This window comes from Gordonia sp. BP-119 (genome assembly GCF_016924115.1).
GTDB lineage: Bacteria > Actinomycetota > Actinomycetes > Mycobacteriales > Mycobacteriaceae > Gordonia > Gordonia hongkongensis.
In genome coordinates, this window is sequence record NZ_JAFFZF010000003.1 from 187,999 (window position 1) to 212,299 (window position 24,301).

The window sequence follows — 24,301 nt, forward strand, 5'->3', positions numbered from 1 at the left end:
CCAACGGGCTCGGTCGAACACACGCGGCCGCAACAAGTTAAGTAAATTTCATACTCGGCGGTAGCGGCTCGCCACCAGCGGTAACAGCCGGTGGCGGGCCGGTGACATGTCGTCGGCGACATGGAGATGGACCATGGACGGGACTAAGGTGTTCTTGTGACACGCCGAACCAAAATCGTCTGCACCCTGGGCCCCGCCACCGCGAGCGACGAGCGACTGAAAGAGCTCGTCGAAAGCGGCATGGACGTGGCCCGGATGAACTTCAGCCACGGCACGCATGAGGACCATGCGGCCGTCTATGCGCGCGTCCGCAAGGCCTCGGACACCACGGAGAAAGCCGTCGGCGTCCTCGCCGACCTACAGGGCCCCAAGATCCGGCTCGGCCGTTTCGACGGTTGTGACGGCTCGACCGTCTGGGCGACCGGCGAGCAGGTGCGCATCACCGTCGACGACGTCGTGGGCGACCACGACCGCGTCTCGACCACCTACAAGCAGCTCGCCGAGGACGCCAGCCCCGGCGACCGCCTGCTCGTCGACGACGGCAAGGTCGGCCTCGCCGTGTCCGCGGTCGAGGGCAACGACGTCCTCTGCACCGTGACCGAGGGCGGCCCGGTCAGCAACAACAAAGGGCTGTCGCTGCCCGGGATGAGTGTCTCGGTGCCGGCGATGTCGGAGAAAGACATCGCCGACCTGGAATTCGCCCTCGAACTGGGCGTGGACATGGTGGCGCTCTCCTTCGTGCGCAGCCCCTCCGACATCGAACTGGTCCACGAGGTGATGGACCGCGTCGGCCGCCGGGTGCCGGTCATCGCGAAGCTCGAGAAGCCCGAGGCGATCGAGAACCTCGAGGCCATCGTGCTGGCCTTCGACGCGATCATGGTCGCCCGTGGCGACCTGGGCGTCGAACTGCCGCTCGAGGAAGTGCCGCTGGTGCAGAAGCGGGCCATCCAGATGGCCCGTGAGAACGCGAAGCCGGTGATCGTGGCGACGCAGATGCTCGACTCGATGATCGAGAACTCGCGCCCGACCCGGGCCGAGGCCTCCGACGTGGCCAACGCGGTCCTCGACGGTGCCGACGCGGTCATGCTGTCCGGCGAGACGTCGGTGGGCAAGTACCCGCTCGAGACGGTGCGGACCATGGACCGGATCTGTCGGGCGGTCGAGACCGGCCCCCGTGACGTGCCGCCGCTGTCCCACGTGCCGCGTACCAAGCGCGGTGTCATCTCCTACGCGGCGCGCGACATCGGCGAGCGCCTCGAGGTGAAGGCGCTGGTCGCGTTCACCCAGTCCGGGGACACCGTGCGTCGACTGGCCCGTCTGCACTCGCGCCTCCCGTTGCTGGCGTTCACGCCGACCCAGGCTGTCCGCAGCCAGCTCGCGCTGAGCTGGGGAACCGAGACGTTCATCGTCGACCACGTCGACACGACCGACCACATGATCGACCAGGTCGACCATCAGCTGCTGCGTATCGGCCGACTCAGCGAGGGTGACGTCGTGGTGATCGTGGCCGGGGCCCCGCCCGGGACGGTGGGTTCGACCAACCTGATCCACGTGCACCGGATCGGCGAGCAGGACCACTGACCGCGTCCGCTCCTGCTCGGACCGGTGCACCACGCGGCCGCGTCCGAGTTCTAGGGTGTGAGGCATGACCGTGGACCAGGCCGGGGATCTCGGCAAGCTGCTCGCATTGCTCGACGTCGAACGTCAGGGCGATGACCTGTTCATCGGGCACCATCCCGAGCAGGTCACCGCCCGGACGTTCGGCGGTCAGCTGCTCGGCCAGGGGGTCGTCGCGGCGGCCCGGAGTCTGAGTCGGGGAAATCCGCCCATCCACGCCCTGCACGCGCACTTCATCCGTGGTGGTGATGTCACCAAACCGTTGGAGTACCACGTCGACCGGTTCCGCGACGGCAGGTCGTTCGCCAATCGTCAGGTGACGGCCAAGCAGGACGGCGAAGAGATCTTCACGATGCTGGTCGCGTTCCAGGACAACACTTCTGGGCTCGAGCACGCGGTGGAGATCCCCCAGGTGCCCTATCCGGAGGAATTGCCCACTCTCGGTGAGCATTTCAAGGGCTACGAGGACCGTATCGCGGCCTTCGTGAATGCGTTGCACCCCATCGACATCCGTTTCGCGAACGATCCGAGCTGGAAGGCGAAGGAGGCGGGGGCGAAGCTGACCGACAACCGGGTGTGGATGAAGGCCGACGGCACGATGCCCGACGACCCCGTGATGCACGTCGCCGCAATGTGTTACGCCTCCGACACCACGGTGCTGGACTCGATCATCACCACCCACGGCCTCTCCTGGGGCATGGACCGGTTGTTCGCCGCGACCGTCAATCACTCGATGTGGTTCCACCGCGAGTTCCGGTTCGACGACTGGCTGCTGTACGCCACGCGGTCCCCGGTCGCGACGGGGTCACGCGGGATGGGGTCGGGCCGGTTCTGGATGCGCGACGGCACTCTCGCGACGTCGGTCGTGCAAGAAGCGCTCATCAAGTACTTCCCGCCCAAGAAGTGACCGCACGGGTCTGCAGGGGGAGCTGATGGATCGCGGCACGGGCGGGTCGATGACCCCGGGGTACGGCCCCGCACCCGAGATGTGGTTGGACCCCGGCCCACCGCTGCCGCGCCGGACATGGCAGCGGCGTACGCGTGTCCCGGTCATCGTCGCGACCGCGGTCGCGTTGATCGTCTTCGCGGTCGTCGTGGGTGTCGCGGTCGTCGCCGGCCTGCTGACCACGCCCACGTTCACCGCCAAGGGCGGGGTCGTTGCGGATTGTCTGACCGAGAACGCCGCGCTCCCAGACGGCGGCACGTTGGCCCGCGGCGCACCGGTCGTCCTCTTCGACGCGGCCGGCGGGGAGGTCGCCCGCACCACGCTGTCGGTGTTCCTCCGCGGCGACGACGGGTGCCAACTCACCTTCGAGGTGAACGGCGTGGACTACACCGACGCGGGCTATCTCGTCAGCGTCGGCGATGCCGACCGTCGCTTCTCGGAGTCGGTCTCGACCGCGGCGCTCCAGCAGGGCGCGGTGCTGCGCCCGCTGGGCTGACGTCACCAGAACCGCTCGGCAAAACCGACATTCCGCGCTCCCGGCGGCCGGTCGGCGCTCCGTCGACGCGGTTGCCCGGACACCGGGTGAACGCCGGGTTAAACTGCGCCGGATCATCGTTGAGGCCCGGACCCGTTGTGGCGACGGGGTCCTCGCTGCGATCGACCGGGGTTTGTCGACCGTGATGCCCGCCGCCGGGCCATCCGACGCGAGGAGTGTGCGTGGAGTACAGCATCGACTGGGGCAACGAGGTGTGGGCCAGTCTGAAGTGGTTGGCGATCGCGTTTGCGATCTCGGCCGTGGCCATCCTGGTGATCGGATATCTGCTGTCGCGGTTCAGCCGGTGGGGCGGCCCGCTGTGGCGGGTGATCGGCGGGTTCTTCACCGACCCGAGAACCCGGGTCTGGGCGTGGGCGCTGGTCGTCGTCCTCACCCTGCTGTCGTTGCTCGGTGTGCGGCTGAGCGTCCTGTTCAGCTACTGGAGCAACGACCTGTACACGTCCCTGCAAACCGCGGCCGAGGGCATCGCGACGGGCGGGCCCCAGGGAGCGGAGATGCTCCAGATCGGCAAAGACGCGTTCTGGCATTCGATCACGATCTTCGGCATCCTCGCCGCCACTCACGTCGTCCGCACCATGGTGGAGATCTATGTCGGTGCGGCTTTCGAGATCCGGCTCCGCTACTGGCTGACCGAAGGGGCGACGGCCGACTGGATGTCCGGCCGTGCCTTCTACCGCAACCGATTCGTCGACCTCAGCGCTGGACTGTTGCGGCGCAGACGATTCGGGCGCGGTAAGTCGGATCCGCAGCGACGGGCCGTCGACATCCACCCCGGCGTCGACAACCCGGACCAGCGTATCGAGGCCGACATCACCAACATCGCCACCGTCGGCTCGTCGTTGTTCTGGGGCGGCGGTGGGGTCTCGACGAACGGTGTGCTCCCGGCGTGTGCGTCGATCGTGTCGTTCTCGGTCGTGCTCTGGGACCTGTCCGGGCCGGTCACGCTGTTCGGCGTCGAGATCCCGCGCATGATGATGTGGCTGGTCCTGGTCTACGTTCTCGTCGCCAGCGTGGTCGCGTTCGCCATCGGACGCCCGCTGATTCGACTGAACTTCTGGCGCGAACGCCTCACCGCGAACTTCCGCTACGCACTCGTCCGCGTCCGTGACAGCGCGGAGAACGTCGCCTTCTACAGCGGCGAGCGCGTCGAACACAACAACCTCATGACCAGATTCCGTGCGGTCGTCAAGAACTTCTGGCAGATCATCCATGTGCAGCTGGCGTTCGTCGGCTGGAACTTCAGCGCGTCGCAGCTCGCGGTGGTGTTCCCACTTCTCGTGCAGGCACCGCGGTTCTTCGACGGTCAGATCAAGCTCGGTGACATGACGCAGACCGCCAGCGCCTTCGGCGAGATGCACGACGCACTCTCGTTCTTCCGGAACGCCTACGACGATTTCACCGCTCTGCGCGCGTCGATCATCCGTCTCGACGGTCTCGCCGACGCCGATGCACGGTCGCGCACCATGGCCCAGGTCACGACCGTGGATCGCGAACGCGCAGTCGCTCTGTCGGACGTCGACGTGAAGACCCCGAGCGGCGACGAACTCATCAGCGCGCTCAACCTGTCCCTGGCACCCGGGGCCGCTCTCGTCGTCAAAGGGCGGTCGGGCTCGGGCAAGACGACACTGCTCCGCGGCCTCGCCGGACTGTGGCCCTTCATCGACGGCGAGTTCACCCGGCCGCCGGGGGAGCACACGCTGTTCCTGTCGCAGATGCCCTACATCCCGCTGGGGATCTGCGCACGGCGGTCGCCTACCCGGCACTGCCCGACGACGTCGGTGACGAGGCCATCAAGGCGGCGCTCGAGAAGGTCTTCCTCCCGCATCTGGCAGACCGGCTCCACGACGAGGAGGACTGGGTCAAGGTGCTCTCCCCGGGCGAGCAGCAGCGCATCGCCTTCGCGCGCATCCTGTTGACCCGGCCGCAGGCCGTGTTCATGGACGAGGCGACCTCGGCTGTGGACGAGGGGCTGGAGTACTCGCTGTACTCGCTCGTCCGCACGGAGCTGCCGGAGACGATCCTGGTGTCGGTGAGTCACCGCAGCACCACCGACCAGCATCACACCGACCTGCTTGAACTGACCGGTGGCGGCGCCTGGAATCTCGAGTCGCTGACCGAGCGTCCTTCGCTCGACAAACGGTCCTGATCTGGGGTTTTTGTCAACAGTTCACCATTCACCGGAACCGGCCGTGACGCGCGTCCGAACTGGCTAATGTGACGTGCAACACATCACTTCGGCCAGTCGAGGACTGTCATGACCGCTGCAGAGACCATCACCTTCCCCCATCAGACCGGTGTCGCGGTGGCGACGCTGCCCGCCGCGTTCCAGCAGACGGTCACCGTACGGCCCGACGCCGTCGCCATCCGTACGGTCGGTGGGCTGCAGGAGATCACGTGGACGGAGTACGCCGCGCGCGTCGAAGCCATCGCCGGCGGGCTCGCGGCCCTGGGGGTCAAGCGCGGCGACACCGTCGGGATCATGCTGACGAACCGCCCCGAGTTCCACCTCGTCGACGCCGCGGCGCTGCACCTCGGCGCGGTTCCGTTCTCGATCTACAACACGAGTTCGCCCCAACAGATCGAGTACCTCTTCGGCAACGCGGAGAACTCCGTCGTCGTCACCGAGCAGGTGTTCCTGCCCGCGATCACCGCCGCGGCGACCGGGGTGTCCACCACGATCGTCGTCGACGGCGTCGCGACGGGCGCGTTGTCGCTGGCCGATCTCGAACAGTCTCCGCCGCCGGCCGGATTCGACTTCACCGCGACGTGGCAGGCGGTGGAACCCGAGGACCTCGCGACCCTGATCTACACCTCGGGCACCACCGGTCCGCCGAAGGGCGTCGAGATCACCCATCGCAACATCGTCGCCGAGATGACGGCGCTCGCCGAGATCGTTCAGGCGGGCTTCGACGACCGGGCCATCTCGTATCTGCCCGCAGCGCACATCGCCGACCGGGTCTCCTCCCACGCCGCGAACATGATGCGCGGCATCCAGATCACCACGGTGCCCGATCCCCGGGAGATCGCCGCGGCCCTTCCCGACGTGCACCCGACGTTCTTCTTCGGGGTGCCGCGGGTGTGGCAGAAGATCCGAGCGGGGATCGAGGCGAAGTTGGCCGAGGAGTCCAGCCCGGTCAAGAAGGCGCTCGCCGACTGGGCGTTCCGCGCCGGGGCCTCGGCGGCGCAGGCCCAGATCGACGGCAAGGGCTCCGGTGGTCTCACACACGGTCTCGCCGACCGCCTGGTGCTGCACAAGGTCCGTACCGCGCTGGGCCTCGACCAGGTCTCCTTCGCCGGATCGGGTGCGGCCGCGATCCCACCGGAGGTGCTGAAATTCTTCCTGGGACTCGGTATCCCGGTTCTCGAGGTCTGGGGGATGTCGGAGACCACCGGCGTCTCGACGATGACGACCAGCGACAACCTCCGGATCGGAACCGTCGGCAAACCGGTCCGCGGCATGGAGGTGAGACTGGCCGACGACGGAGAGCTCCTCGTCCGCGGACCGGTCGTGATGCGCGGCTACCGCAAACAGCCCGACAAGACGGCCGAGACGATCGATGCCGACGGCTGGCTGTCGACCGGTGATATCGCGACGATCGACGGTGACGGCAACGTGACCATCGTCGACCGCAAGAAGGAACTGATGATCAACGAGTCCGGGAAGAACATGTCGCCCACCAACATCGAGAACGCGATGAAGGCGGCGTCGTCGCTGATCGGTCAGGTCGCGGCGATCGGCGACGGCCGGCCCTATGTGTCCGCGCTCGTGGTTCTCGACCCGGATGCGGCGGCCGCGCGGGCCAAGCGACTCGACCTGTCCGGTGCCGACCTGACCGAGTTGTCCTCGCACCCCGACGTGGTGGACGAGGTGGCGGTGGCAATCCGTGCCGGAAATCGGTCACTGTCCCGCGTGGAGCAGGTCAAACGATTTACCATCGTGCCGACCGCCTGGGATCCCGGCGGCGACGAGCTCACCCCCACGATGAAGTTGCGCCGCAAGCCGATTGCGACCAAGTACGCCAGGGAGATCGGCGAACTGTACGAGGCGCAACCGGGACGTTCGGTGGTGGATCTGAGGTCGTGACCGGGGCCCGCTGCCAGACGGTCACATCGACGGCACGAGACAGGGAGAAGGAATTGGACGACCAAGCAGGTGTCGACCAGACGGCTGACCGCGAACTCGGACCCATCGACTACATCGTGGTCGAGTGGACGGGCAAGCAGCCGACCGGTGAGGCACTTCCACATCTCATCGATCTGATCGACCGCGGGATCGTGCGACTGATCGACATCGTCTTCATCACCAAGGACGCCGACGGTACGGTCGCCCGGCTCGAGATCAACTCGCTCGGCGCTGATTTCGCGATCTTCGACGGCGCGGCGACCTCCCTGCTCGACGACTCCGACCTCGCGGAGGCGGCCACGGTGATCGATCCGGGGTCGAGCGCGGCCGTCCTCGTCTGGGAGAACGCATGGGCTGCTCCGTTCGCCACGGCCGTCCGAAAGGGCGGCGGACAGCTCGTCGCTTCGGGCCGGATACCGGTGAACGCACTGCTCGCCCAACTCGATGCGGCCGACGAGGCGGCGCCGGCCGCTCCGACCGCGTAGCGCACTGCGACCACCGACCTGAAACCTCGAAAGGACAGACCATGCCAGGACTTCTCCGCGGCGTCGCCCGCACCGCCGTCATCTCCGGCACCGCGACGGCGGTGAGCAACCGGGTGTCCCGACGCCAGGCGAGCCGATGGGCTCAGCAGGGTGCCGCTGCCCAGGACCCACGGGCACAACAACAGTACGCACAACCCCAGTACGCCCCGCCGCCTCAGCAGCAGGCGCCCGCATCGACCCCGACGGACACCATCTCGGCGCTGAAGGAGCTCGGAGCCCTGTACCAGCAGGGCATCCTCACCGAGGCCGAGTTCGCCGCACAGAAGGCGAAGATCCTCGGGACCTGACCCCTCCGCTCCCTGATCCGAAAGAAGCACAGACCCAACTGGTCCCTGAGGTGCGAGGAGCGTTAGCGACGAGCCACGAAGGGCCGGGTGAGACACGTATGGAGTCCTTCGAGGCTCGCTTCGCTCGCACCTCAGTAGCTGCACCTGGCGGCCGTCGTGGACTGGAACGAACTCGTTGTGCTCGGAGCGGGCCCAATTACTGCTCCCTGAGGAGGCCGGAGCTTGCGGAGGCCGTCACGAAGGGTCTTGGTGAGATGCGTCGTCAAACCCTTCGTGGCTCGTCGCTTGCGCTCCTCGCACCTCAGGGAGCAATGGTTGTGTCGTCCTTTCGGATCAGCGAGCAGAAGGAGGCTCGCTTCGCTCGCACCTCAGGGAGTGAAACGCACTCACGACTCGTGCGGGAGTGCCTCCGCGTCGTCGATCTGCGCGAGGGCGTCCGTGCGCGACATGTCCTTCAGTGCGACACCGGATCGTCCGAGTTTCCGGGCGCCGTCGATGAGCGCGGCAGTCGTCCGTGCGGCGACGTCGTAGTGCAGACCGTCGGGCGGGTGGATGTTCGAGATGCAGTTCCGGTCGGAGTCGGCGCGTCCCGGCCGGGGGAGGTGGGTGAGATAGACGCCCAGGCTGTCGGCGACCGAGAGGCCGGGACGCTCGCCGATGATCACGATGAGCGTGCTGACGCCGAGCGCCTCGCCGATGTGATCACCGAGTGCGACGCGGGCCTCGGTCGCGATGACCGGCGGCGCGATCGAGTACCGGCCGTCGAATTGACGTAGCAGTGCCGCGACCAAGCCGCCGCCGTGATCGGTGAGGGCGCGAGGTGACAGTCCGTCGGCCAGCACGATCCCGATCTCGGCGTCGGCGTGCGGGAGCTGCGAGAGATCTTCGGGTAGCCGGCCGAGGTCGGGTCGGCGCAGGTACTCGCTGCGCGTTGCCGCGCGACTCCGGACCACGATCGGGGGATCGAGGTCGAGTTCGCCGATCGCGCGCGTGAGATCCTCGACGTCGAGCGGCTCGTGGACGGCGTCGCGGGCGACTGCGTGAGCGGACTGGAACTCGAGAACTCGTTGCGACGGAAGTGAATTGCCCGCGCGTCCGAGTCCGATCCGGGCCTGTGTGCTCCGGCGCAGCTCGGTCCAGGGGTCCGGGGTCGGCTGATCGTCCGCGGGTGCGGGCTGGGTCGGCGTCATCGCCCGGACGCCAGTGGCAGGAGTGGGGATTCGCCCGGATCGACCGGCAGGATGCGGCCGGCGCCGTCGGTCATGCCGAGTCGCGCCAGCCAGGATTCGAACTCCGGCGCCGGCCGCAGTCCGAGTGCCTCACGGACATAGAGGGCGTCGTGGAACGACAGGCTCTGATAACCGAGCATCACGTCGTCCGCCCCGGGCACGGCGATGACGAACGCGGCACCGGCGACGCCGAGCAGGGTGAGCAGCGTGTCCATGTCGTCCTGGTCGGCCTCGGCGTGATTGGTGTAGCAGACGTCGACTCCCATCGGGAGCCCGAGCAGTTTGCCGCAGAAGTGATCTTCGAGTCCCGCGCGGATGATCTGTTTGCCGTCGTAGAGATACTCGGGTCCTATGAAGCCGACGACGGTGTTGATCAACAACGGTTTCAGCATCCGCGCCACCGCGTAGGCCCGCGTCTCCAGGGTCTGCTGGTCGACCGGCTTGCCGCCGGTGCCGAGATGCGCACCGGCCGAGAGCGCCGACCCCTGACCTGTCTCCAGGTACATCACGTTGTCGCCGACGGTTCCGCGGCGCAGCGACCGGCCCGCCTCGTCGGCCTCGCGCAAGATGTCCAAGGTGACGCCGAACCCCTTGTTGGCGCCCTCGGTGCCCGCGATGGACTGGAACACGAGATCGACCGGCACCCCCTGCTCGATGAGGTCAACCGTGGTCGTCACGTGCGACAGCACGCACGACTGCATCGGGATCTCGAAACGCTGCCGGATGTCATCGAGCATGTGGAGCAGGTCGGCGGTCGCCCGCGGCGAGTCCGACGCCGGGTTGATCCCGATGACCGCGTCGCCGCAGCCCATGAGCAGGCCGTCGAGGGTCGCCGCGGCGATGCCGCGTGGGTCGTCGGTGGGGTGGTTGGGCTGTAGGCGCGTCGCGATCCGGCCGGGCAGTCCGATGGTCGAGCGAAAGGCGGACGTCACCCTGGTCGCCGCCGCCACCAGGATCAGGTCCTGGTTCCTCATGATCTTCGACGCGGCGGCCACCATCTCGGGGGTCAGTCCGGGGCCGACGCGGGCGAGCCGTTCACCGGCATCGGATCGGGTGGCGATCTCCAGCAGCCAGTCCCGGAACCCGCCGACGGTCAGGTCGGCGATCTCGGCGAACGCGGTCCGGTCATGGGTGTCGATGATCAGTCGGGTCACCTCGTCGGACTCGTACGGCACCAGTGGCTCGTCGAGAAATCGGCTTAGTGGCACGTCGGCGAGTTGCCATGCGGCCGCGGCACGTTCGGCGTCGGAGTCGGCGGCGCAACCGGCCAGTTCATCGCCGGATCGGCGTGGGGTGGCCTTCGCCATGAGTTCGACGAGGCCGTCGAACTCATAGGTGGTGCCGGCGATCGTCTGTGTGTACTTCATCGGATCGACCGGCCGGGGAGGAGCTGAGTGCGCGTCATGATCCCCCGAAGTCTAGGTTCGGACCCGACCGGGCGCATGCCGAACGCGGGCGTCTCCTCGCACCGTCGGGGCCGAGATCGGTGCGTTCCTCACCGCCGCGAACTCACGGCGGTGAGGTCGCGGGTCACTGGGCCGCGTCGGCAGAGGACTCGAGCGTGAAACCGATCTTCAGCGTGACCTGGAAGTGCGCGATCTGACCTTCCTCGATGTGGCCGCGGGTCTCGGTGACCTCGAACCAATCGAGATGCTTGACGGTCTGCGAGGCACGAGCGATCGCGTTACGAATGGCGTCGTCGGTGCCGGTCGATGACGATCCGACCACTTCGATGACTCGATACACATTGTCCGACAAGGTAATCGCTCCAATCGTGAGAACATCTGGGCATAGTCCGCGGTGGGTCCGCCGCCCGGGCGGGCCGCCACTCCTGTCTACCCTACGATCGAGGGGTGAAACGCGGTTCGGAAATGCGGGACGTCCCCGAGAGATGCCCGTGCACGTCCGGCTTGTCGCTCGGCGACTGCTGCGGTCCCGTTCTCGCCGGTGAGCGGGCCGCGCCGACCGCAGAGACGTTGATGCGTTCGCGTTTCACCGCTTTCGCGCTCGGCGATCGGAATCATCTGCTCGCGAGCTGGCATCCCGACACCCGCCCCGCCGCACTCGATCTGGACGAGTCGATGCGTTGGTACCGCCTCGACATCGAGTCGAGTAGTGGGGGTTCACTGTTCGAGGTCGAGGGAGAGGTCACGTTCACGGCCCACTATCGGCGAGGTGCGGAGCGTGGATCGCTGCACGAGCGCAGTCGCTTCCTCCGAGCGAACGGCCGCTGGCTGTACGTCGACGGGATCGTGGGGTGAGCCGAGATCAGGCGTCGGCGTAGTCCCAGAACTGGAGCCACGTCACGTTGGCGAACACCGTCAGACACAGGAGGTAGAGGAGCAGGACCGTACCCGCCCCCGCGACGTTGCTGCGCCAGTTGCTTCCGTCTACCGGATCGAGCCACCGCCGGAACGGGCGCGAGGCCCATGGCATCAGCCACCACTGCATGAGCGAGACGCTGACCACCTGGCTCAGCCACAATGCCAGCCACGGCTCCGCACCGAGACGATCGAGTGTCGGGCCGAGGAACCTGGAGAGGGTCATCACGGTCGGGTACAGGACCAGCAGCACCATCATCGCCGACTTCCAATTCGGTGTCTGCAGAATCCGGCCGCGATCGGTGCGCACCGTGGTGCCGAAGGCCGTCGTGCTGGCCATCGTCTCGAAATCATGGGTCAGGCTCGAACGCAGCCCGGCGAGCGCTTCGCTGCGTCGGCTCGACGAGACCCAGGCCGCCAGCTGGCGGTCCGTGCGGAACCGCAACACCGACAGCGATGTCTCCTGTTGCGCATCGACGAACAGCGCGGTGCCCTCGTAACCGCCGAACTCGCTTGCTGCGTCGGTCAGCACGTGTTGTGCCGCAATGAATTCGGGTACCGCTCCGGCGACGATGTCGTGCCGGAACGCGCCGACACCGGGCGGCGGCGACCGCCCGTCGACGAGTTCGAGCACGGGCGTCGCCGGTAGCCAACCGTGCGCTCGTCCGGCATCGAGCGCCGCGCGGTGACCCGAGCTGTCGAGCCAACGGTCCAGGGCGTCCTCGTCGACGAAGGTGGTGGCGACCGCCGGGTCGAAATGTCCGTCGGTCACCGCCGAGATCGCGACACCCAGACAGCCGTCGGAGTCGGTGGCCGACGCGGCGAGTGTCGCGGCCCACTCCGCGAAATCGCCGGTGTCGCCGGCGTGGAAGACCGACACCGCGATGATCGCGGTGCCTGTGGCGTCGTGGGTGGTGACGATCGTCGTGTCCTCGGGTCGCCGATTCATGGGCTGCCGGTCAGACGGTGACCCGACGCCCCTGGACGTAGACCTCGGCGATGGACGACTCGCGCAGGCCCATCAGCAGGCCGAACAGGGTCTGGTCGCGGGCGAGATCGGCATCGTCGGACCGGACGGCGTTCTCCAGCGTGGACTTCAGGGCGTCCACGGGTTCGATGACCAGGAAGTCGGCTTCCTTGCCCTCATCGAAGTTGCCGAAACGGTTCTCCATGTCGAGTGCCCGGGCCCCGCCGACGGTCCCGATGAACAGCATCTCGGCAGGGTGCATCGACACCCCGGCGTCTCCGGGCTCGGTGATGTGCTGTTTGAAGGCATCTCCGAGTACGCGCGGGACGAGCCATTCGTCGCCGCCGCCGAAATCGGTTCCGGCGGAGATGTTCACACCCGCCGCCACGGTGCGCTTCCACGGCATCGTGCCGGATCCGAGGAACAACTGAGACACCGGACAATGCGAGATCGAGGTACCGGTTTCGGCCATGCGCGCGAGTTCGGCGTCCTGGCAGTGCACGCAGTGCGCGAGGATTGTCCGCGGACCGAGCAGGCTCTTGCCGCCGACCTGCGATCCGGGCAGGAACTTCCCGTCATAGGTGTCGAGGTAGGAGTCGACCTGGTAGACCTCCTTGGTGGTGTCCACCTCTCCGGTGCCGGGACGGTTGTTCTCGTTGAGGTGGCTGTGGACGTAGACGCCCTGCTCGCGGTATTCGTCGTACAGGTCGCCGAGGTTCTTCAGCGTCTCGGTGGTCACCGACAGCGAGAACCGCGGCACGATCGCGACGTGCAGCAACGCGGTCCGGTAGTCGCCGGTGTCGGCGGCATGCCACTTGTCGATCTCGGCCCGGGTGAGGCGGATCGCCTCCTCCTCCGAGGTCAGCAGCGGCTTGGCGGTGTCACCGCCGACGGTCTGGATGCCGCGGCCGGCCACGGTACGCAGCCCGGCCTTCTGGGTCTCGGTGAACAGGGAATCCTGGGCGTGGGGGAAGGCGGAACCGAACACCATCATCGCCGTCGTACCCGCGGCGACCCGTCGCCTGGTGAACTCGACCGCGGCGGCCTGGGCGAATTCGTGGTCGGCGAACTTGGATTCGGACGGGAAGATGCACAGATTGAGCCATTCGAGCAGTTGCCCGCCGCCGTAGGAGTCGCCGGCGTAGGTCTGCGGGAAGTGGATGTGGGTGTCGACGAAGCCCGGGATGAGATACCCGCTCGGGTGCTCGTGCGCCTCCGCGCTCGCGAATTCGGAAGGGAGCTCGGATCTCTCGCCGGCGAACTTGATCGTGCCGTCGTCGCCGACCACCAGAGCTCCGTCGGGTATCGATACCAGCGCGTCCACCGCCTCGGTGATCGCGGGACTGCCGGCGAGATGGAAGATGTGCCCGTAGTGGACGGTGTCGGTCATCGGTGCTCCTCGGGCATCGGGGTCACAAACTCGGATCGTCATCGGAGGTCCACCCGGGTGCCTGTGATCGTCCTCGGATCTCGGACGCGGTCGGCGACCAGTATCACCCGCCTCCCGTTGCACGCGCGCGCCAACCGTCGAAGTCGCCGTCTGATCGTTTCCATGTGGCGCGCGAACCGGTCGGTGCGGGCTCTCAGCTACCGGTGCGGGCCGCGATCCACTCGACGAACGGGACCGTCGCCCGCCAGTCCCGCCGCACCCGATCGACGAGTTCCGCGGAATGGATGATCTCGTCGAATCCGTAGTCCCGACCCACCGACAGCGATCGGTGGCGGAGCAGTTCGATTCGCGGGTGGGCGACGTCGTACCCGCGAGGTGCGGTCTTCAGCCGGTCCCCGGCGATCTCCCAGCCGTCCCCCGTGAGCCGCCGGAGCAGGCTCTCGAGCTTGGGTCCGCTGCGGTCGTGGTCGATGGACTTCCGAATCTCGGCGAGCCGGGCCGGGGTGGCCTCGTAGAAGCCCGCGCCGACGCGAACACCCGGTGCGCCGATCTGCACGTAGTACCCGGTGGCCGGGGCCACGGCGACGAACGCGCCCTGATGGGTCTTGTACGGCGCTTTGTCCTTCGAGAACCGGACATCGCGGTGCGGTCGGAAGATCTTGGCCGGGCCGAACTCGTCGGCCAGCGCGTCGGTCAGGGCGCGGATGGGTTCGGCAACCGCGGCACGGTAGGTGGCCTTGTGGGCCTCCCAGAACACCTTGGAGTTGTCGATCTCCAGATCGTCGTAGAAGTCGAGGGCGGCCTCCGGGAACCCGGTGAAGTCTGTCATCGTCACCCCGGCAATCCGCGGCCGAATCCGACGACACCGCCGTCGGAGCGCCAGTCCAGCGAATGCACCCGGATGCGGCCCATCTCGTTGCCCCCCACGGTGACGGCGGACTCACCATCGACTGCGACGACGATGTTGGTGTGCTGTCCGAATCCCGACGACCGGTCGTAGAGCACGACGTCGCCCACTCGGGGCGGTTGCGCGCCGACCGCGTCGAACCGACCGGCGGCCTCGTAGTATTCCTGCAGCGTGTACACCCCGGGGATGCGCCAGTGACCGGAGTGGGGGTTGACCAGCGGATTGCCGGCCGTCCGCATGATCCAGCTCACGAAGTTCGCGCACCACGGTTCGTCGACGCCCTCGGAGTAGAACGTCCCGGGACGCTGAGCGGTGTGTTCGTGGCGCACCGCCTCGACGACGCGTCGCTGGGCCGGCGTGAGTTCCGCGGCGTCGATCTGCGGGAACTCGGCGGTGTCCCAGGGCAACCACCGTTCGGGTACGGCCCGCCATGCGACGAGACCGACGCCCGCGACGACGATCACGACCAGCGCCGCGGCGATCACCGTCCGCCGACCGCGTCGACGCACCGGGCGCATGCCCGCACCGTCTGCGGGTCGGTCGGCAGTCGTGTCGGCGCTCACCTCGACGAGTGTAGGCATCGTCCGTGGCCGCGCCTCGTTCCTCGTCCCCGCCGACGTTCGCCCGGCGCCTCGCCCGCGCGGGCGACATGCGCGCTTGGCACAATGGGCGCCGGTCGGGGGGCCAAGGCGATTCAAGGAGCGAACGCGGTGGACGAGTCAGATCACGAGCCGATCCTGCGTGCCGGGGACACGTGCCGGGAGATCGCGACCGCCGACCGCGTCGCATGCATCGTCGACGCGGCGGACTACTTCCTGCACGCGAAGTCGGCGTTGCTGCAGGCCCGGCGCCGCATCGTCCTCATCGGTTGGGACGTGGACACCCGGATCCGGCTCGATCCGCGGACCGCCGACGACGAGGTCCCCGACGTGCTCGGTGACTTCCTGAGGTGGCTCATCGACAACCGTCCGGAACTGGAGATCCACGTCCTGCGCTGGAGCACCGGCGCGTTCACCGGAATCCTGCGCGGAGTCGCGCCGCCCTTCGTCCAGGATCTGCTCACCGGCCGTCGTCTGCACTACCGGATCGACGCCGCCCACCCCGTCTCCGCCGCGCATCATCAGAAGATCGCGGTGATCGACGACCAGTTCGCGTTCTGTGGCGGCATCGACATGACGGTGAACCGGTGGGACACTTCGGAACATCTGTCGCACAACGAGTTTCGCCGGGATCCCGATGACCGGCCGCATGGGCCCTGGCATGACGTCACGGTCGCCCTCGACGGCGACGCCGCGCGCGTGGTCGCGTCTGTCGCGCTCGACCGGTGGGAGGCCGCCACCGGCGAGAGCCTCAAACCCCTCGTCGACACCGACGGCCCCGACATCTGGCCGACGGATCTCGACGTCACGTTCACCGACTGCGACGTCGCGGTGGCCCGGACGATTCCGCAGTACGACGACCGGCCCCAGGTCGAGGAGATCCGGCGCCTGTACCGTGCGGCCTTCGCCGCGGCCCGCCGCACGATCTACATCGAGAGCCAGTACCTGGCGGCGCGCGAGGTCGCGGACGCGCTGGCGGAACGACTCGCCGAGCCCGACGGGCCCGAGATCGTCCTGGTGCTGCCGAGGCATGCGGACAGTCCGGTGGAACGGCTCGCCATGGACGGTGCGCGGCACAAATTGCTGCAACTCCTGTGGCGCGCCGACAAGTACGACAGATTCCGCGCCTTCTACCCCGTGACGGCCGAGGGGGACCCGATCTACGTGCACGCCAAGGTGCTCATCGTCGACGACGTCCTCCTGCGCATCGGATCCTCGAACCTCAACAACCGGTCGCTCGGATTCGACAGCGAGTGTGACGTCGCCATCGAGGCCGATCCGAACGACCCTGCCGACGGCGACCTGAGCGAGACGATCCTGTCCATGCGCACGCGGTTGTTGTCCGAGCATCTGGGCGTCGACCACGAGGTGTTCGACGATGCTCTGGCACAGGAGAACTCACTCGTCGGGGCGGTCGATCGGCTGACCGGCCCGGGCCGGACACTCGAGGCTTTCAATCACGAGACGATCGACGGCGAGGAGTCCCTCATCGCGGAGAACGAACTCGTGGACCCGGAGGACGCGCGGATCGGCACGATCGACCGCATCTACCGCGCGGTGATCCGTCGGGGCACGCGGAACCTGCTGCGGCGCTGACGTCACACCCGCGTGCGGGCCGCCTCGATGGCGGGGGCGATGACCTCGGCGAGGTCGGATGCGACGTCGCGATCGCCCTCCGGGGGCATCGCGATGTAACTCAGCGCCATCCTGGTGATCGCGCGCGAGATCCGCACGACGTCGGACTCCGGCATCGACAGCCACTCGGACTCGCGGAAGGCCTCGGCCAGCCGGTCGGCGGCCGTGGTGATGATCGGTGCCGCATCGGTGGTGATCAGCTTCATCAGATCGGGTTTGGCCTCGCCGGACAGCAGCGAGGCGATCAGCGGGTCGGTGGCGACTCCGGCGAAGAATTCACCGAACCCCTTGTGCAGGGCCTCGGTGACGTCGTCGACGGAACTCGCCAAGGAATCTGCGACATGGCCGGCGAAACGGCCCGCCAACCGCACCGCGTAGCCCTGCGCGAGGCCGTACCGGGAACCGAACTCGTTGTAGACGGTCTGGCGGCTGACCCCCGTCGCGGCGGCCACATCGGACATGCGCACCGCCGCCCAGTCCCGGTCCAGCAGCAGGTCGTGCAGTCCGTCGAGCAGCGAGTTGTGCAGCAGGGCTTTGCTGTCCTGCGCATAGTTGCGAGTCGTCATCCGTGCGCACCGACCGGCTGGAGAGATGACTCGATCTCGGCGCGCAGGGATCGTCCCGAGCCGCCCCTGCCCAGGCAGACCGCGCCGACAAGACGACTGCCGGCGAAAGCCCGCACGACAGAGCAGGAGTCGTCCAGGTCGACCTCCACACGATCTCCCGATGTCGGCCACCCGACGATCTGGATGTTGGTCGTGTACTGCATCGTCCAGGCCAGTGGCACACGCGGTACCGCAGTGCTGATGCCGGTGTCCAGCCCGAGGTCGGCGGCGATCGTCATGGCGACCAGTCTGCCGTGCTCGGTCGCGGTGAGCCACTGCTCGGCACGCATCGGTGCGCCCGTCAACGGATGGGGCCGCGCCGCGACGTCGCCGGCCGCGTAGACGCCGGGGACTCGGGTTCGCAGCGAATCGTCGACGACGATCCCGGCCGCATCGACGGGAATGCCGGCGCTGCGCGGCAATTCGAGATCGGGCTCCATTCCGATCGCGCTGATCACCGTTCCGGTCAAGGCCCGTCCGTCGGGCAACGTCACGGACTCGGCGGTGATCGTGGTGGGCACCACGCCGGTGAGGATCTGCACCCCGCGTTCCCGGTGCAGGGTCGCCACCGCCTCGGCCACCGTTGCCGGAACGACCCGTGACAACAGCGACGTCTCGCGCTCGATGACGGTGACGCGCGAACCGTCTCCGGTCGACGCCACGGCTGCGGCGATCTCCAGTCCGATCAGTCCGCCGCCGAGAACGATCACCGGCCCGTCCTGGATCGCGTGCCGGAGCTCCGCCGCGTCGTGCCGGGTGCGCAGGGCGAGCGGGGACGACGTCGTGCCGGGGAGTCGCCGGGCACGCCCTCCGGTGGCCAGGACCAGCGCGTCGTAATCCACCTGGGAGGAGTCGGCGAGGCAGACCCGCCGCGACGAGGTGTCGACGTCGGCGACGCGCGTCGAGGTCACGATCTCGATGCCCCGATCCGACCAGTACCCGGGCGGACGGAGCGTGATCTTGGCGTCCGTCAGGTCGCCGTCGACGAGGTTCTTGCTCAGCGCCGTTCGTCGGTAGGGGAGTTGTGGCTCGTCCCCGAACACGGTGATTGTTCCGTCGAAACCGTTGGAACGCAGCGACTCCGCAGCCGTGATGCCGGCTACGCCGGTGCCGACGATCACCACCGAACCGCCCCGGATGGTGCCGGCGCTCACGGACGGGCCACCTCGACCATCTCGAAATCGGCCTTGGCCGCACCGCAGTCCGGGCAGCTCCAGTCGTCGGGGATGTCGGCCCAGCGGGTGCCCGGCTCGATGCCTTCCTCCGGCCAGCCGAGCTCTTCGTCGTACTCGAAACCGCAAACCTCGCAACGGAAGAGCTTGAAATTCATCGCACAGAGTTCCCTTCGCTGATTTCATCCGGCCCGCTCGCTTCGCTCTCGGCGCCGCTGGGGTCATTCGGCCCGCTCGCTTCGCTCCCGGCGCCGCTGGGGTCATTCGGCCCGCTCGCTTCGCTCCCGGCGCCGAGATCATCCGGCCCGCTCGCTTCGCTCCCGGCGCCGAGGAAGTCGATCTTCTCCCGCACGCCGCAGTCGGGGCACGGCCAGTCGTCGGGAATCGTGGCCCAGGGCGTGCCGGGCGGGAATCCCTCCCGGGGAGCGCCGACGGTCTCGTCGTAGACGTAATCGCAGACCGGACAACGGAAGGTGCTCATCGCGGCGACACCCCGTGCTCGGCCAGGACGCGTTCGCGGCGGTGCGGTGCGATGTTGATCCGTTCGACGTCTCCGTCGTAGTGGTCGAGCACCCGCTTGTCCATCACCCGCCGCCAGATCGGCGGGAAGTAGGCGAGCGTGATCATGCTCGCGTATCCGCTCGGCAGGTTGGGCGCGCCGTCGAAGCTGCGCAGCGTCTGGTACCTCCGGGTGGGGTTCGCATGGTGATCGCTGTGGCGCTGGAGGTGGTACAGGAAGATGTTGGTGCAGATGTGGTCGGAGTTCCAGCTGTGCTCGGGCGTGCACCGCTCGTAGCGGCCGGTCCGCGTCTTCTGGCGGAGTAGACCGTAGTGCTCGAGGTAGTTCACGGTCTCCAGCAGTGAGAAACCGTAGACGGCCTGGATCACGAGGAAGGGGAGGATCTCCCAGCCGAAGATCGCGGTGAGCGCCCCCCACAGCACGATCGACATCGCCCATGCGTTGAGGACGTCGTTGCTCGGATGCCAGAAGGGCTTGCCCGCCCGCTCGAGGCGTTTGCGCTCGAGTTCGACGGAGGACGTGAGGCTTCCCCAGACGCTACGGGGGAGGAAGCGCCAGAACGACTCTCCGAAACGGGAGCTGGCCGGATCTTCGGGCGTCGCGACCCGCACGTGGTGCCCACGGTTGTGCTCGATGTAAAAGTGACCGTAAAACGTCTGGGCGAGAGTGATCTTCGACAACCAGCGTTCCAGATCGTCCTTCTTGTGCCCCAGTTCGTGAGCGGTGTTGATTCCGATCCCGCCCATCGCGCCGATCGACAGCGCCAGCCCGATCTTCGACGCGAGCCCGAGCCCGCCGTCGATGCCGAGCCAACTGAGGTCGTCGGCCGTCCACAGGTAGCAGGCCATCACGAGACTCGCGAGCTGGAACGGGATGTACACGTACGTGCAGTAGCGGTAGTACTTGTCGTTCTCCAGCTGCTCCATCAGCTCTTCGGGCGGATTCGATCCGTCGGGCCCGAAGAACACGTCGAGGATCGGGAGCAGGACGTAGACGAGTAGCGGCCCGATCCACCACCACACCGGCGACACGACGTCGAAACCATGGCCGATCGCATTGAAGCCGGCGACGAGACCCATTGCGAGAAAGATCGACGTCGGTGGGATCAGGCCGAGCAGCCAGAGATGGCGTTTGCGGTCCTTCCACTCGGCGGCGGAGTCATCCGCGGTGAACGGGGTCGGTGCGGTACTCATACGCGCTCCTGTCTGGGCGGGCTGTGTTCTACGCCACTAGACATTAACCGCGACAATGTCCGTTGTCTAGACATTCACGTCTATTTGTAAACAAGCAACGCCGCGGGGACGTACGACGAGGACCTGGGCGGCAGGAAGGTTGCTCGCCGACGCGTGCGGCAGTTCTTGTGTTCTGGAGTTCGGCGCGGGTTCGCGCATGCCTACGTGGTCACGAACCGCGCCGTGAGGCTGTTGCATGTGCGACTGCCGCCGTCGTGGTGCTCGATCGAGGTCTGTTCAGTGATCAACGTCGACGTCGGGTTCGGCTGCCCGGAACCCGCTCCCGCTCGAATGGCCGAGTGGGAGCGGGTCGGTCGTGTTCCGCTGTGGAGTTGTCAAAGTACGGATGCGGTCCCGGGTATGGCCCGGGTGCGGAGGGTGCTACGCGAAAGTGGTTGTCGGACGGCCGGTCAGGCGGCGTCGTCGAGGCGCATGGTGCGGCGGTTGTAGGCGGGTAGTGGTCGGCGGTGTGGGTCTATGGTGGCGGGTGGGACGAGCCAGGGGTGTCGGTCGAATCCCATGACGATGTCCCAGCCGTGGTGGTGGACCTGGTTGTGGCAGCGTTGGCAGAGCAGGCAACCGTTGTCGAGGTCGGTGGGTCCGCCGTCGGCCCAATGGGTGACGTGGTGGACCTGGGTATGTGACGGTGGCGCACCGCATTTGATGCAGCAGGCGTCGCGGACGATCATTGCTTTGCGCAGGTGCGCCGGGAACAAGCGGTGGGTGTGGCCCATCTGTAGCGGTACGCCCTCAGCGTCGAGTCGCCCCTGCTCCCCGAGGTGCGAGCGAAGCGAGCCTCGAGGGGTCAGCGAGCCGTCGCACGACGCCTGTTTCGCGGTCGCTTGGCTGACCGATCCGGTCCACGGCAGCGTTGCGAGGTCTCCGGTCGCGGGGATAGTCAGTATCAATTGAGTGCGCGAGGAACCAACGGTGTCGATGCTCGCGCCGATCGCGGCTTGGTCGAGGATCAATTCGAAGGCGTCGGCGCGGCGTTGCTCGGCGGTGCGACGATCCTTGGCGCCGTCGGGTTCGGGTCGTGGGCAGGATCGTTCGTCGATCATCGCCAGGAACTTCTCGCCCACGACCTGGGTGAGATCGGCGCGGACTTCGACGCGGCCGTCGTCGGTGGTGTGGGCGCTCACCGAGTTCAAACTTGCATCGTCCGACGCTGGGGTTCCTGCGTCACACGCATCGCCGAGAGCGTTGCCGATGGCCTGCGCATGCTTGAGCACTTCAGTCGGTGTTGCACCGGATAGTGCTTGGGCGATGAGTTCGATCTCAAACCGGGAGCGCTTGTCGACGGAAAGCGCTTCCCCGCAACGTCTATCGATCTCGTTCATGCCGCGGACGATGGCATCGACGATCTCGCTCGACAGTCGTCCGTCGGCAGCGTGACGCGCCACAGCGGGCAGGTTGGGCAGCGCGTCGACACTGCGCATGGTGCGGAGGGCGGCGGCCGGCGCATGTCCTGACTCGATCAGCAGCTTCTTGGTGGTGCTGCCGGTCTTCTGCGCGACGCCGAGTTCGTCGAGTTGTGCTGCGTGGGTGCCGATCTGGTGATCGGCAAGGTTGCGGATCAGGCGCCACGTGTGGAGGGAGTCGAATGTTGCTCTGCCGGTTGGGTCGTCGGCGGGCGGGGTGGTCTCGATGAGTTGATCGAGGAGAGTGGCGAGCTCTGGCATGACTCCAAGGTACCGGAACATGCGTTCGATTTCGAGGAAATTCCACAAGCCGAGAACCGTGAATCGATCGACTGTGCAGCATATTTCGTTGACTGTGCGTCGATTCGCGTTGACCGTGCGTGGATCGTGATCAGTGGCTGGTTCAAGTCGCTCCAGTTTTCGAATACGCGCGGATCGGGTGTGCATGTTCACTTATGGAGCAGTCTCGACGTCCCCGGCGGCGACCGGACTGGCGTTGCCGGCGTGCGGAAGGTAGCGGCGACATATGTTGGGGGCCGAAGGGTATCGTCCGGCTCAGCGATTTCAGATGCCGCTGAGTATGCGGGAATTGCTATCGCCGAGACACTGACTGGGTCGTCGAAACGGTCGCCTCGATGGTGCGGGCGATACGTGGGACCGGCGGAGCCGTCGTGCCGCTTATCCGGGGGGCAAGGTCAGCATTACTCGCTGGAGGTGAAACAGCTGTGTCGCGGTGGCGTCGCCTACCGCATCTTCAGCGATGGCTACACCCCTGTCCAGGTATCGATGTGGGCGCGTTGGCTGTTGAGGGCGTATCCCTCGGGTGTGGCCGGCCGGCGGTTCTCGGCCTGGTGCGATGACGCACTCTTGTGGCGCCCCGTGGGTGGGTGCGCGGCGGGGTTACGACCCGGTGTTCTCCGGTCGCGGTGACCCGCCGGGTCCTGGGTAGTGAGACATGTATCCGGCGGTCTCCATCCGATCCGATGCCGGAGGTCGGCGACGGTTCGGGTCGGTTGAAGTCGATAGACGTCGGGCCGATGTCCAGTCGTCCGGGCTACCCCGTCTCGAGGTGCGCCGAACTCGGTTCGCGGAGGGGTCTTTTCGGCGACGAGTCGTCGGCGGGAGCACGTGGGGTCGAGAGAGCCGCACCGACCTCCACCAGTGTGCGCGCGGCGAACTCGTTGATGGAACGAGCCGTGACGTACATCGATCAACCCATCATCGGGCCCCGGCCGGTCAGGTTCGGCGGGTCATCTGCTGCATCTGAGCGGCCGGTTACGACGTCGCCACCGGACTGAACACGCGCATCTGCATTGGGTGAGATGCGCGAGTGTGACCCGGGGTCGGACGTTCGGCGCCGATTGCCGACACGGTCACTGACGGCCTTCGACCTTCCACGGCGCGGTGCACGCGGCCTCCTGCGCCGAAAACGCGTCCACGAGGCCGGAAGAAGCAGAAAATCCCCAACCCCGCACGCGGAGTTGGGGATTCTGCAGCATCTGGGACCCGAGAAGCCAAGCCCTGCTCGCTGGACTTACGGAGTGTTGATCCAGTTCAGGATCGACTGCCCGGCGCGGGGGTCGCCGTTGTTGATACCGATGACCGCTCCGATGGCCGCGCCGACGCCCGCACCCCAGACACAGCCGACGATGATGATGCAGCCGATGATGAGGCCGGCGAGAGCGCCGATGGCGGTGGTGACGTTGCCGCCGCGGTTCCACCCGTTGGTGATGTGCCAGATCATCTGCTGGTAGGCGCGGTCCTTCTTCGCCGAGGCCGGGCGGACGCCGGCAGCGATCGCCGCGCGGGCTTCGGGGGTGAGGATCGGGGTGAACGTCGCCTGGGTGCGGTCGGCGGAGACCTTCGCGCGCATCGGGACAGCGGCGCCGTCGAACGGCAGCACCAGTCCGATTCGCTCGATGGTCCGTCCGTGTGAGTCGACGACCCGGAGTTCCTGCTCGCCTGCGACGAACGTCGCGTTGCGGAGCTGGGAGGTGATGGAGGTCCCGTCGGCGGATGCGCTGGAGAAGTGGGACGGCGCCGCGGGCGCGGGAGCGCCGTGTGCGGTGCCGTAGGAGACGGTGAGTGCCGTGATGGCCAGGGCCATGACGGCGAGGAGGCGAATGCGCTTCATCGGTTCTGGATTCCGCTTTCGTCGAATGGGTGGTGTGCCCGCTCCGACAGCCGCCGCTCGCCGTGGCTCGGCGATGTGCGGTATGTCGGATTCGG

Annotated in this window: 22 protein-coding genes and 2 pseudogenes; 10 read left to right on the forward strand and 14 right to left on the reverse strand. The window is 67.2% G+C overall.

Features of this window, described 5'->3' with window-relative positions; genetic code table 11:
- Positions 1-156: 156 nt before the first annotated feature.
- From pyk to JW364_RS03495, 8 genes and pseudogenes are all read left to right on the forward strand, one after another.
- Positions 157-1,581 carry a pyruvate kinase gene (gene pyk / locus JW364_RS03465; protein ID WP_137808511.1) on the forward strand — a complete coding sequence of 475 codons (1,425 nt, stop codon included), beginning with the start codon at positions 157-159 and terminating at the stop codon, positions 1,579-1,581.
- Between the two features lie 64 nt (positions 1,582-1,645).
- Positions 1,646-2,524 carry an acyl-CoA thioesterase II gene (locus JW364_RS03470; RefSeq protein ID WP_205332994.1) on the forward strand — a complete coding sequence of 293 codons (879 nt, stop codon included), beginning with the start codon at positions 1,646-1,648 and terminating at the stop codon, positions 2,522-2,524.
- Between the two features lie 25 nt (positions 2,525-2,549).
- A complete protein-coding gene (locus tag JW364_RS03475; protein ID WP_240198557.1) occupies positions 2,550-3,059 on the forward strand; it encodes a hypothetical protein in 510 nt (169 codons plus the stop codon).
- A gap of 365 nt (positions 3,060-3,424) precedes the next feature.
- Positions 3,425-4,477, forward strand: a pseudogene (locus JW364_RS24100) (SbmA/BacA-like family transporter); the annotation flags it as partial.
- 290 nt (positions 4,478-4,767) lie between these two features.
- Positions 4,768-5,265 (forward strand): ATP-binding cassette domain-containing protein, encoded by a 498-nt coding sequence (locus JW364_RS24105; protein ID WP_307814709.1) that lies wholly within the window; start codon positions 4,768-4,770, stop codon positions 5,263-5,265.
- A gap of 108 nt (positions 5,266-5,373) precedes the next feature.
- Positions 5,374-7,203 carry a long-chain fatty acid--CoA ligase gene (locus JW364_RS03485; protein ID WP_205332993.1) on the forward strand — a complete coding sequence of 610 codons (1,830 nt, stop codon included), beginning with the start codon at positions 5,374-5,376 and terminating at the stop codon, positions 7,201-7,203.
- 53 nt (positions 7,204-7,256) lie between these two features.
- The gene (locus JW364_RS03490; protein WP_065632357.1) at positions 7,257-7,727 is read left to right on the forward strand and encodes a DUF6325 family protein; all 471 of its coding nucleotides are present in this window, start codon (positions 7,257-7,259) and stop codon (positions 7,725-7,727) included.
- A 41-nt stretch (positions 7,728-7,768) separates the two neighbouring features.
- Positions 7,769-8,074: an SHOCT domain-containing protein gene (locus tag JW364_RS03495; RefSeq protein ID WP_065632358.1), complete on the forward strand. Its 306-nt coding sequence runs from the start codon at positions 7,769-7,771 to the stop codon at positions 8,072-8,074.
- A 386-nt stretch (positions 8,075-8,460) separates the two neighbouring features.
- Here the strand turns inward: JW364_RS03495 and eutC are convergent, their stop codons facing one another.
- The 3 genes from eutC to JW364_RS03510 all read right to left on the reverse strand — a co-directional run bounded on the left by eutC (position 8,461) and on the right by JW364_RS03510 (position 11,061).
- Entirely contained in the window at positions 8,461-9,264 is an 804-nt protein-coding gene (gene eutC / locus JW364_RS03500) for an ethanolamine ammonia-lyase subunit EutC (protein WP_065632359.1), read from the reverse strand.
- A complete protein-coding gene (locus JW364_RS03505; protein WP_205332992.1) occupies positions 9,261-10,670 on the reverse strand; it encodes an ethanolamine ammonia-lyase subunit EutB in 1,410 nt (469 codons plus the stop codon). Before JW364_RS03505 ends, eutC begins: the two co-directional genes overlap by 4 nt.
- Before the next feature lie 163 nt (positions 10,671-10,833).
- A complete protein-coding gene (locus tag JW364_RS03510; RefSeq protein ID WP_065632361.1) occupies positions 10,834-11,061 on the reverse strand; it encodes a dodecin in 228 nt (75 codons plus the stop codon).
- Between the two features lie 113 nt (positions 11,062-11,174).
- On the opposite strand from JW364_RS03510, the gene JW364_RS03515 reads away from it, so the two are divergent.
- On the forward strand, positions 11,175-11,564 hold the full coding sequence (locus JW364_RS03515) for a YchJ family protein (RefSeq protein WP_159371935.1): 390 nt from the start codon (positions 11,175-11,177) through the stop codon (positions 11,562-11,564).
- A gap of 7 nt (positions 11,565-11,571) precedes the next feature.
- Here the strand turns inward: JW364_RS03515 and JW364_RS03520 are convergent, their stop codons facing one another.
- The 4 genes from JW364_RS03520 to JW364_RS03535 form a co-directional block, all read right to left on the reverse strand.
- Entirely contained in the window at positions 11,572-12,504 is a 933-nt protein-coding gene (locus tag JW364_RS03520; RefSeq protein ID WP_205333019.1) for an antibiotic biosynthesis monooxygenase, read from the reverse strand.
- Positions 12,505-12,583: 79 nt separating this feature from the next.
- Complete coding sequence (locus tag JW364_RS03525; RefSeq protein ID WP_205332991.1) at positions 12,584-13,981, reverse strand: amidohydrolase family protein; 1,398 nt, start codon at positions 13,979-13,981, stop codon at positions 12,584-12,586.
- A 193-nt stretch (positions 13,982-14,174) separates the two neighbouring features.
- Positions 14,175-14,810 (reverse strand): DUF2461 domain-containing protein, encoded by a 636-nt coding sequence (locus JW364_RS03530; RefSeq protein ID WP_159371002.1) that lies wholly within the window; start codon positions 14,808-14,810, stop codon positions 14,175-14,177.
- Positions 14,811-14,812: 2 nt separating this feature from the next.
- The gene (locus JW364_RS03535) at positions 14,813-15,406 is read right to left on the reverse strand and encodes a CHAP domain-containing protein (protein WP_240198609.1); all 594 of its coding nucleotides are present in this window, start codon (positions 15,404-15,406) and stop codon (positions 14,813-14,815) included.
- A gap of 147 nt (positions 15,407-15,553) precedes the next feature.
- Between JW364_RS03535 and JW364_RS03540 the strand changes: the two genes are divergently transcribed.
- Complete coding sequence (locus tag JW364_RS03540; RefSeq protein ID WP_240198559.1) at positions 15,554-17,083, forward strand: phospholipase D-like domain-containing protein; 1,530 nt, start codon at positions 15,554-15,556, stop codon at positions 17,081-17,083.
- A 2-nt stretch (positions 17,084-17,085) separates the two neighbouring features.
- Here JW364_RS03540 and JW364_RS03545 read toward each other — a convergent pair whose 3' ends face one another.
- The 7 genes and pseudogenes from JW364_RS03545 to JW364_RS03575 all read right to left on the reverse strand — a co-directional run bounded on the left by JW364_RS03545 (position 17,086) and on the right by JW364_RS03575 (position 24,206).
- Positions 17,086-17,688: a TetR family transcriptional regulator gene (locus JW364_RS03545; RefSeq protein ID WP_065632366.1), complete on the reverse strand. Its 603-nt coding sequence runs from the start codon at positions 17,686-17,688 to the stop codon at positions 17,086-17,088.
- Positions 17,685-18,881, reverse strand: a complete 1,197-nt coding sequence (locus JW364_RS03550) for an NAD(P)/FAD-dependent oxidoreductase (RefSeq protein ID WP_205332988.1) — start codon at positions 18,879-18,881, stop codon at positions 17,685-17,687. The genes JW364_RS03545 and JW364_RS03550 overlap by 4 nt, the downstream gene beginning before the upstream one ends.
- Complete coding sequence (locus JW364_RS03555; protein WP_205332987.1) at positions 18,878-19,057, reverse strand: rubredoxin; 180 nt, start codon at positions 19,055-19,057, stop codon at positions 18,878-18,880. Before JW364_RS03555 ends, JW364_RS03550 begins: the two co-directional genes overlap by 4 nt.
- Positions 19,058-19,209: 152 nt before the next feature.
- Positions 19,210-19,380: pseudogene (locus JW364_RS03560) on the reverse strand (rubredoxin); the annotation flags it as partial.
- Positions 19,377-20,612, reverse strand: a complete 1,236-nt coding sequence (locus JW364_RS03565) for an alkane 1-monooxygenase (protein WP_205332986.1) — start codon at positions 20,610-20,612, stop codon at positions 19,377-19,379. The gene JW364_RS03565 and the pseudogene JW364_RS03560, both read right to left, overlap by 4 nt.
- Positions 20,613-21,061: 449 nt before the next feature.
- Entirely contained in the window at positions 21,062-22,354 is a 1,293-nt protein-coding gene (locus JW364_RS03570) for an HNH endonuclease signature motif containing protein (protein ID WP_137808523.1), read from the reverse strand.
- Between the two features lie 1,252 nt (positions 22,355-23,606).
- Positions 23,607-24,206, reverse strand: a complete 600-nt coding sequence (locus tag JW364_RS03575) for a hypothetical protein (protein WP_068971945.1) — start codon at positions 24,204-24,206, stop codon at positions 23,607-23,609.
- Between the last annotated feature and the right edge of the window lie 95 nt (positions 24,207-24,301).

Coding starts and splice junctions, on each gene's coding strand:
- JW364_RS03470 (WP_205332994.1), top strand. CDS start 1,646: ATGACCGTGGACCAGGCCGGGGATCTCGGCAAGCTGCTCGCATTGCTC.
- JW364_RS03475 (WP_240198557.1), top strand. CDS start 2,550: ATGGATCGCGGCACGGGCGGGTCGATGACCCCGGGGTACGGCCCCGCA.
- JW364_RS03485 (WP_205332993.1), top strand. CDS start 5,374: ATGACCGCTGCAGAGACCATCACCTTCCCCCATCAGACCGGTGTCGCG.
- JW364_RS03495 (WP_065632358.1), top strand. CDS start 7,769: ATGCCAGGACTTCTCCGCGGCGTCGCCCGCACCGCCGTCATCTCCGGC.
- eutC (WP_065632359.1), bottom strand. CDS start 9,264: ATGACGCCGACCCAGCCCGCACCCGCGGACGATCAGCCGACCCCGGAC.
- JW364_RS03505 (WP_205332992.1), bottom strand. CDS start 10,670: ATGAAGTACACACAGACGATCGCCGGCACCACCTATGAGTTCGACGGC.
- JW364_RS03515 (WP_159371935.1), top strand. CDS start 11,175: ATGCGGGACGTCCCCGAGAGATGCCCGTGCACGTCCGGCTTGTCGCTC.
- JW364_RS03525 (WP_205332991.1), bottom strand. CDS start 13,981: ATGACCGACACCGTCCACTACGGGCACATCTTCCATCTCGCCGGCAGT.
- JW364_RS03530 (WP_159371002.1), bottom strand. CDS start 14,810: ATGACAGACTTCACCGGGTTCCCGGAGGCCGCCCTCGACTTCTACGAC.
- JW364_RS03535 (WP_240198609.1), bottom strand. CDS start 15,406: ATGCGCCCGGTGCGTCGACGCGGTCGGCGGACGGTGATCGCCGCGGCG.
- JW364_RS03540 (WP_240198559.1), top strand. CDS start 15,554: ATGGGCGCCGGTCGGGGGGCCAAGGCGATTCAAGGAGCGAACGCGGTG.
- JW364_RS03545 (WP_065632366.1), bottom strand. CDS start 17,688: ATGACGACTCGCAACTATGCGCAGGACAGCAAAGCCCTGCTGCACAAC.
- JW364_RS03555 (WP_205332987.1), bottom strand. CDS start 19,057: ATGAATTTCAAGCTCTTCCGTTGCGAGGTTTGCGGTTTCGAGTACGAC.
- JW364_RS03565 (WP_205332986.1), bottom strand. CDS start 20,612: ATGAGTACCGCACCGACCCCGTTCACCGCGGATGACTCCGCCGCCGAG.
- JW364_RS03570 (WP_137808523.1), bottom strand. CDS start 22,354: ATGTTCCGGTACCTTGGAGTCATGCCAGAGCTCGCCACTCTCCTCGAT.
- JW364_RS03575 (WP_068971945.1), bottom strand. CDS start 24,206: ATGAAGCGCATTCGCCTCCTCGCCGTCATGGCCCTGGCCATCACGGCA.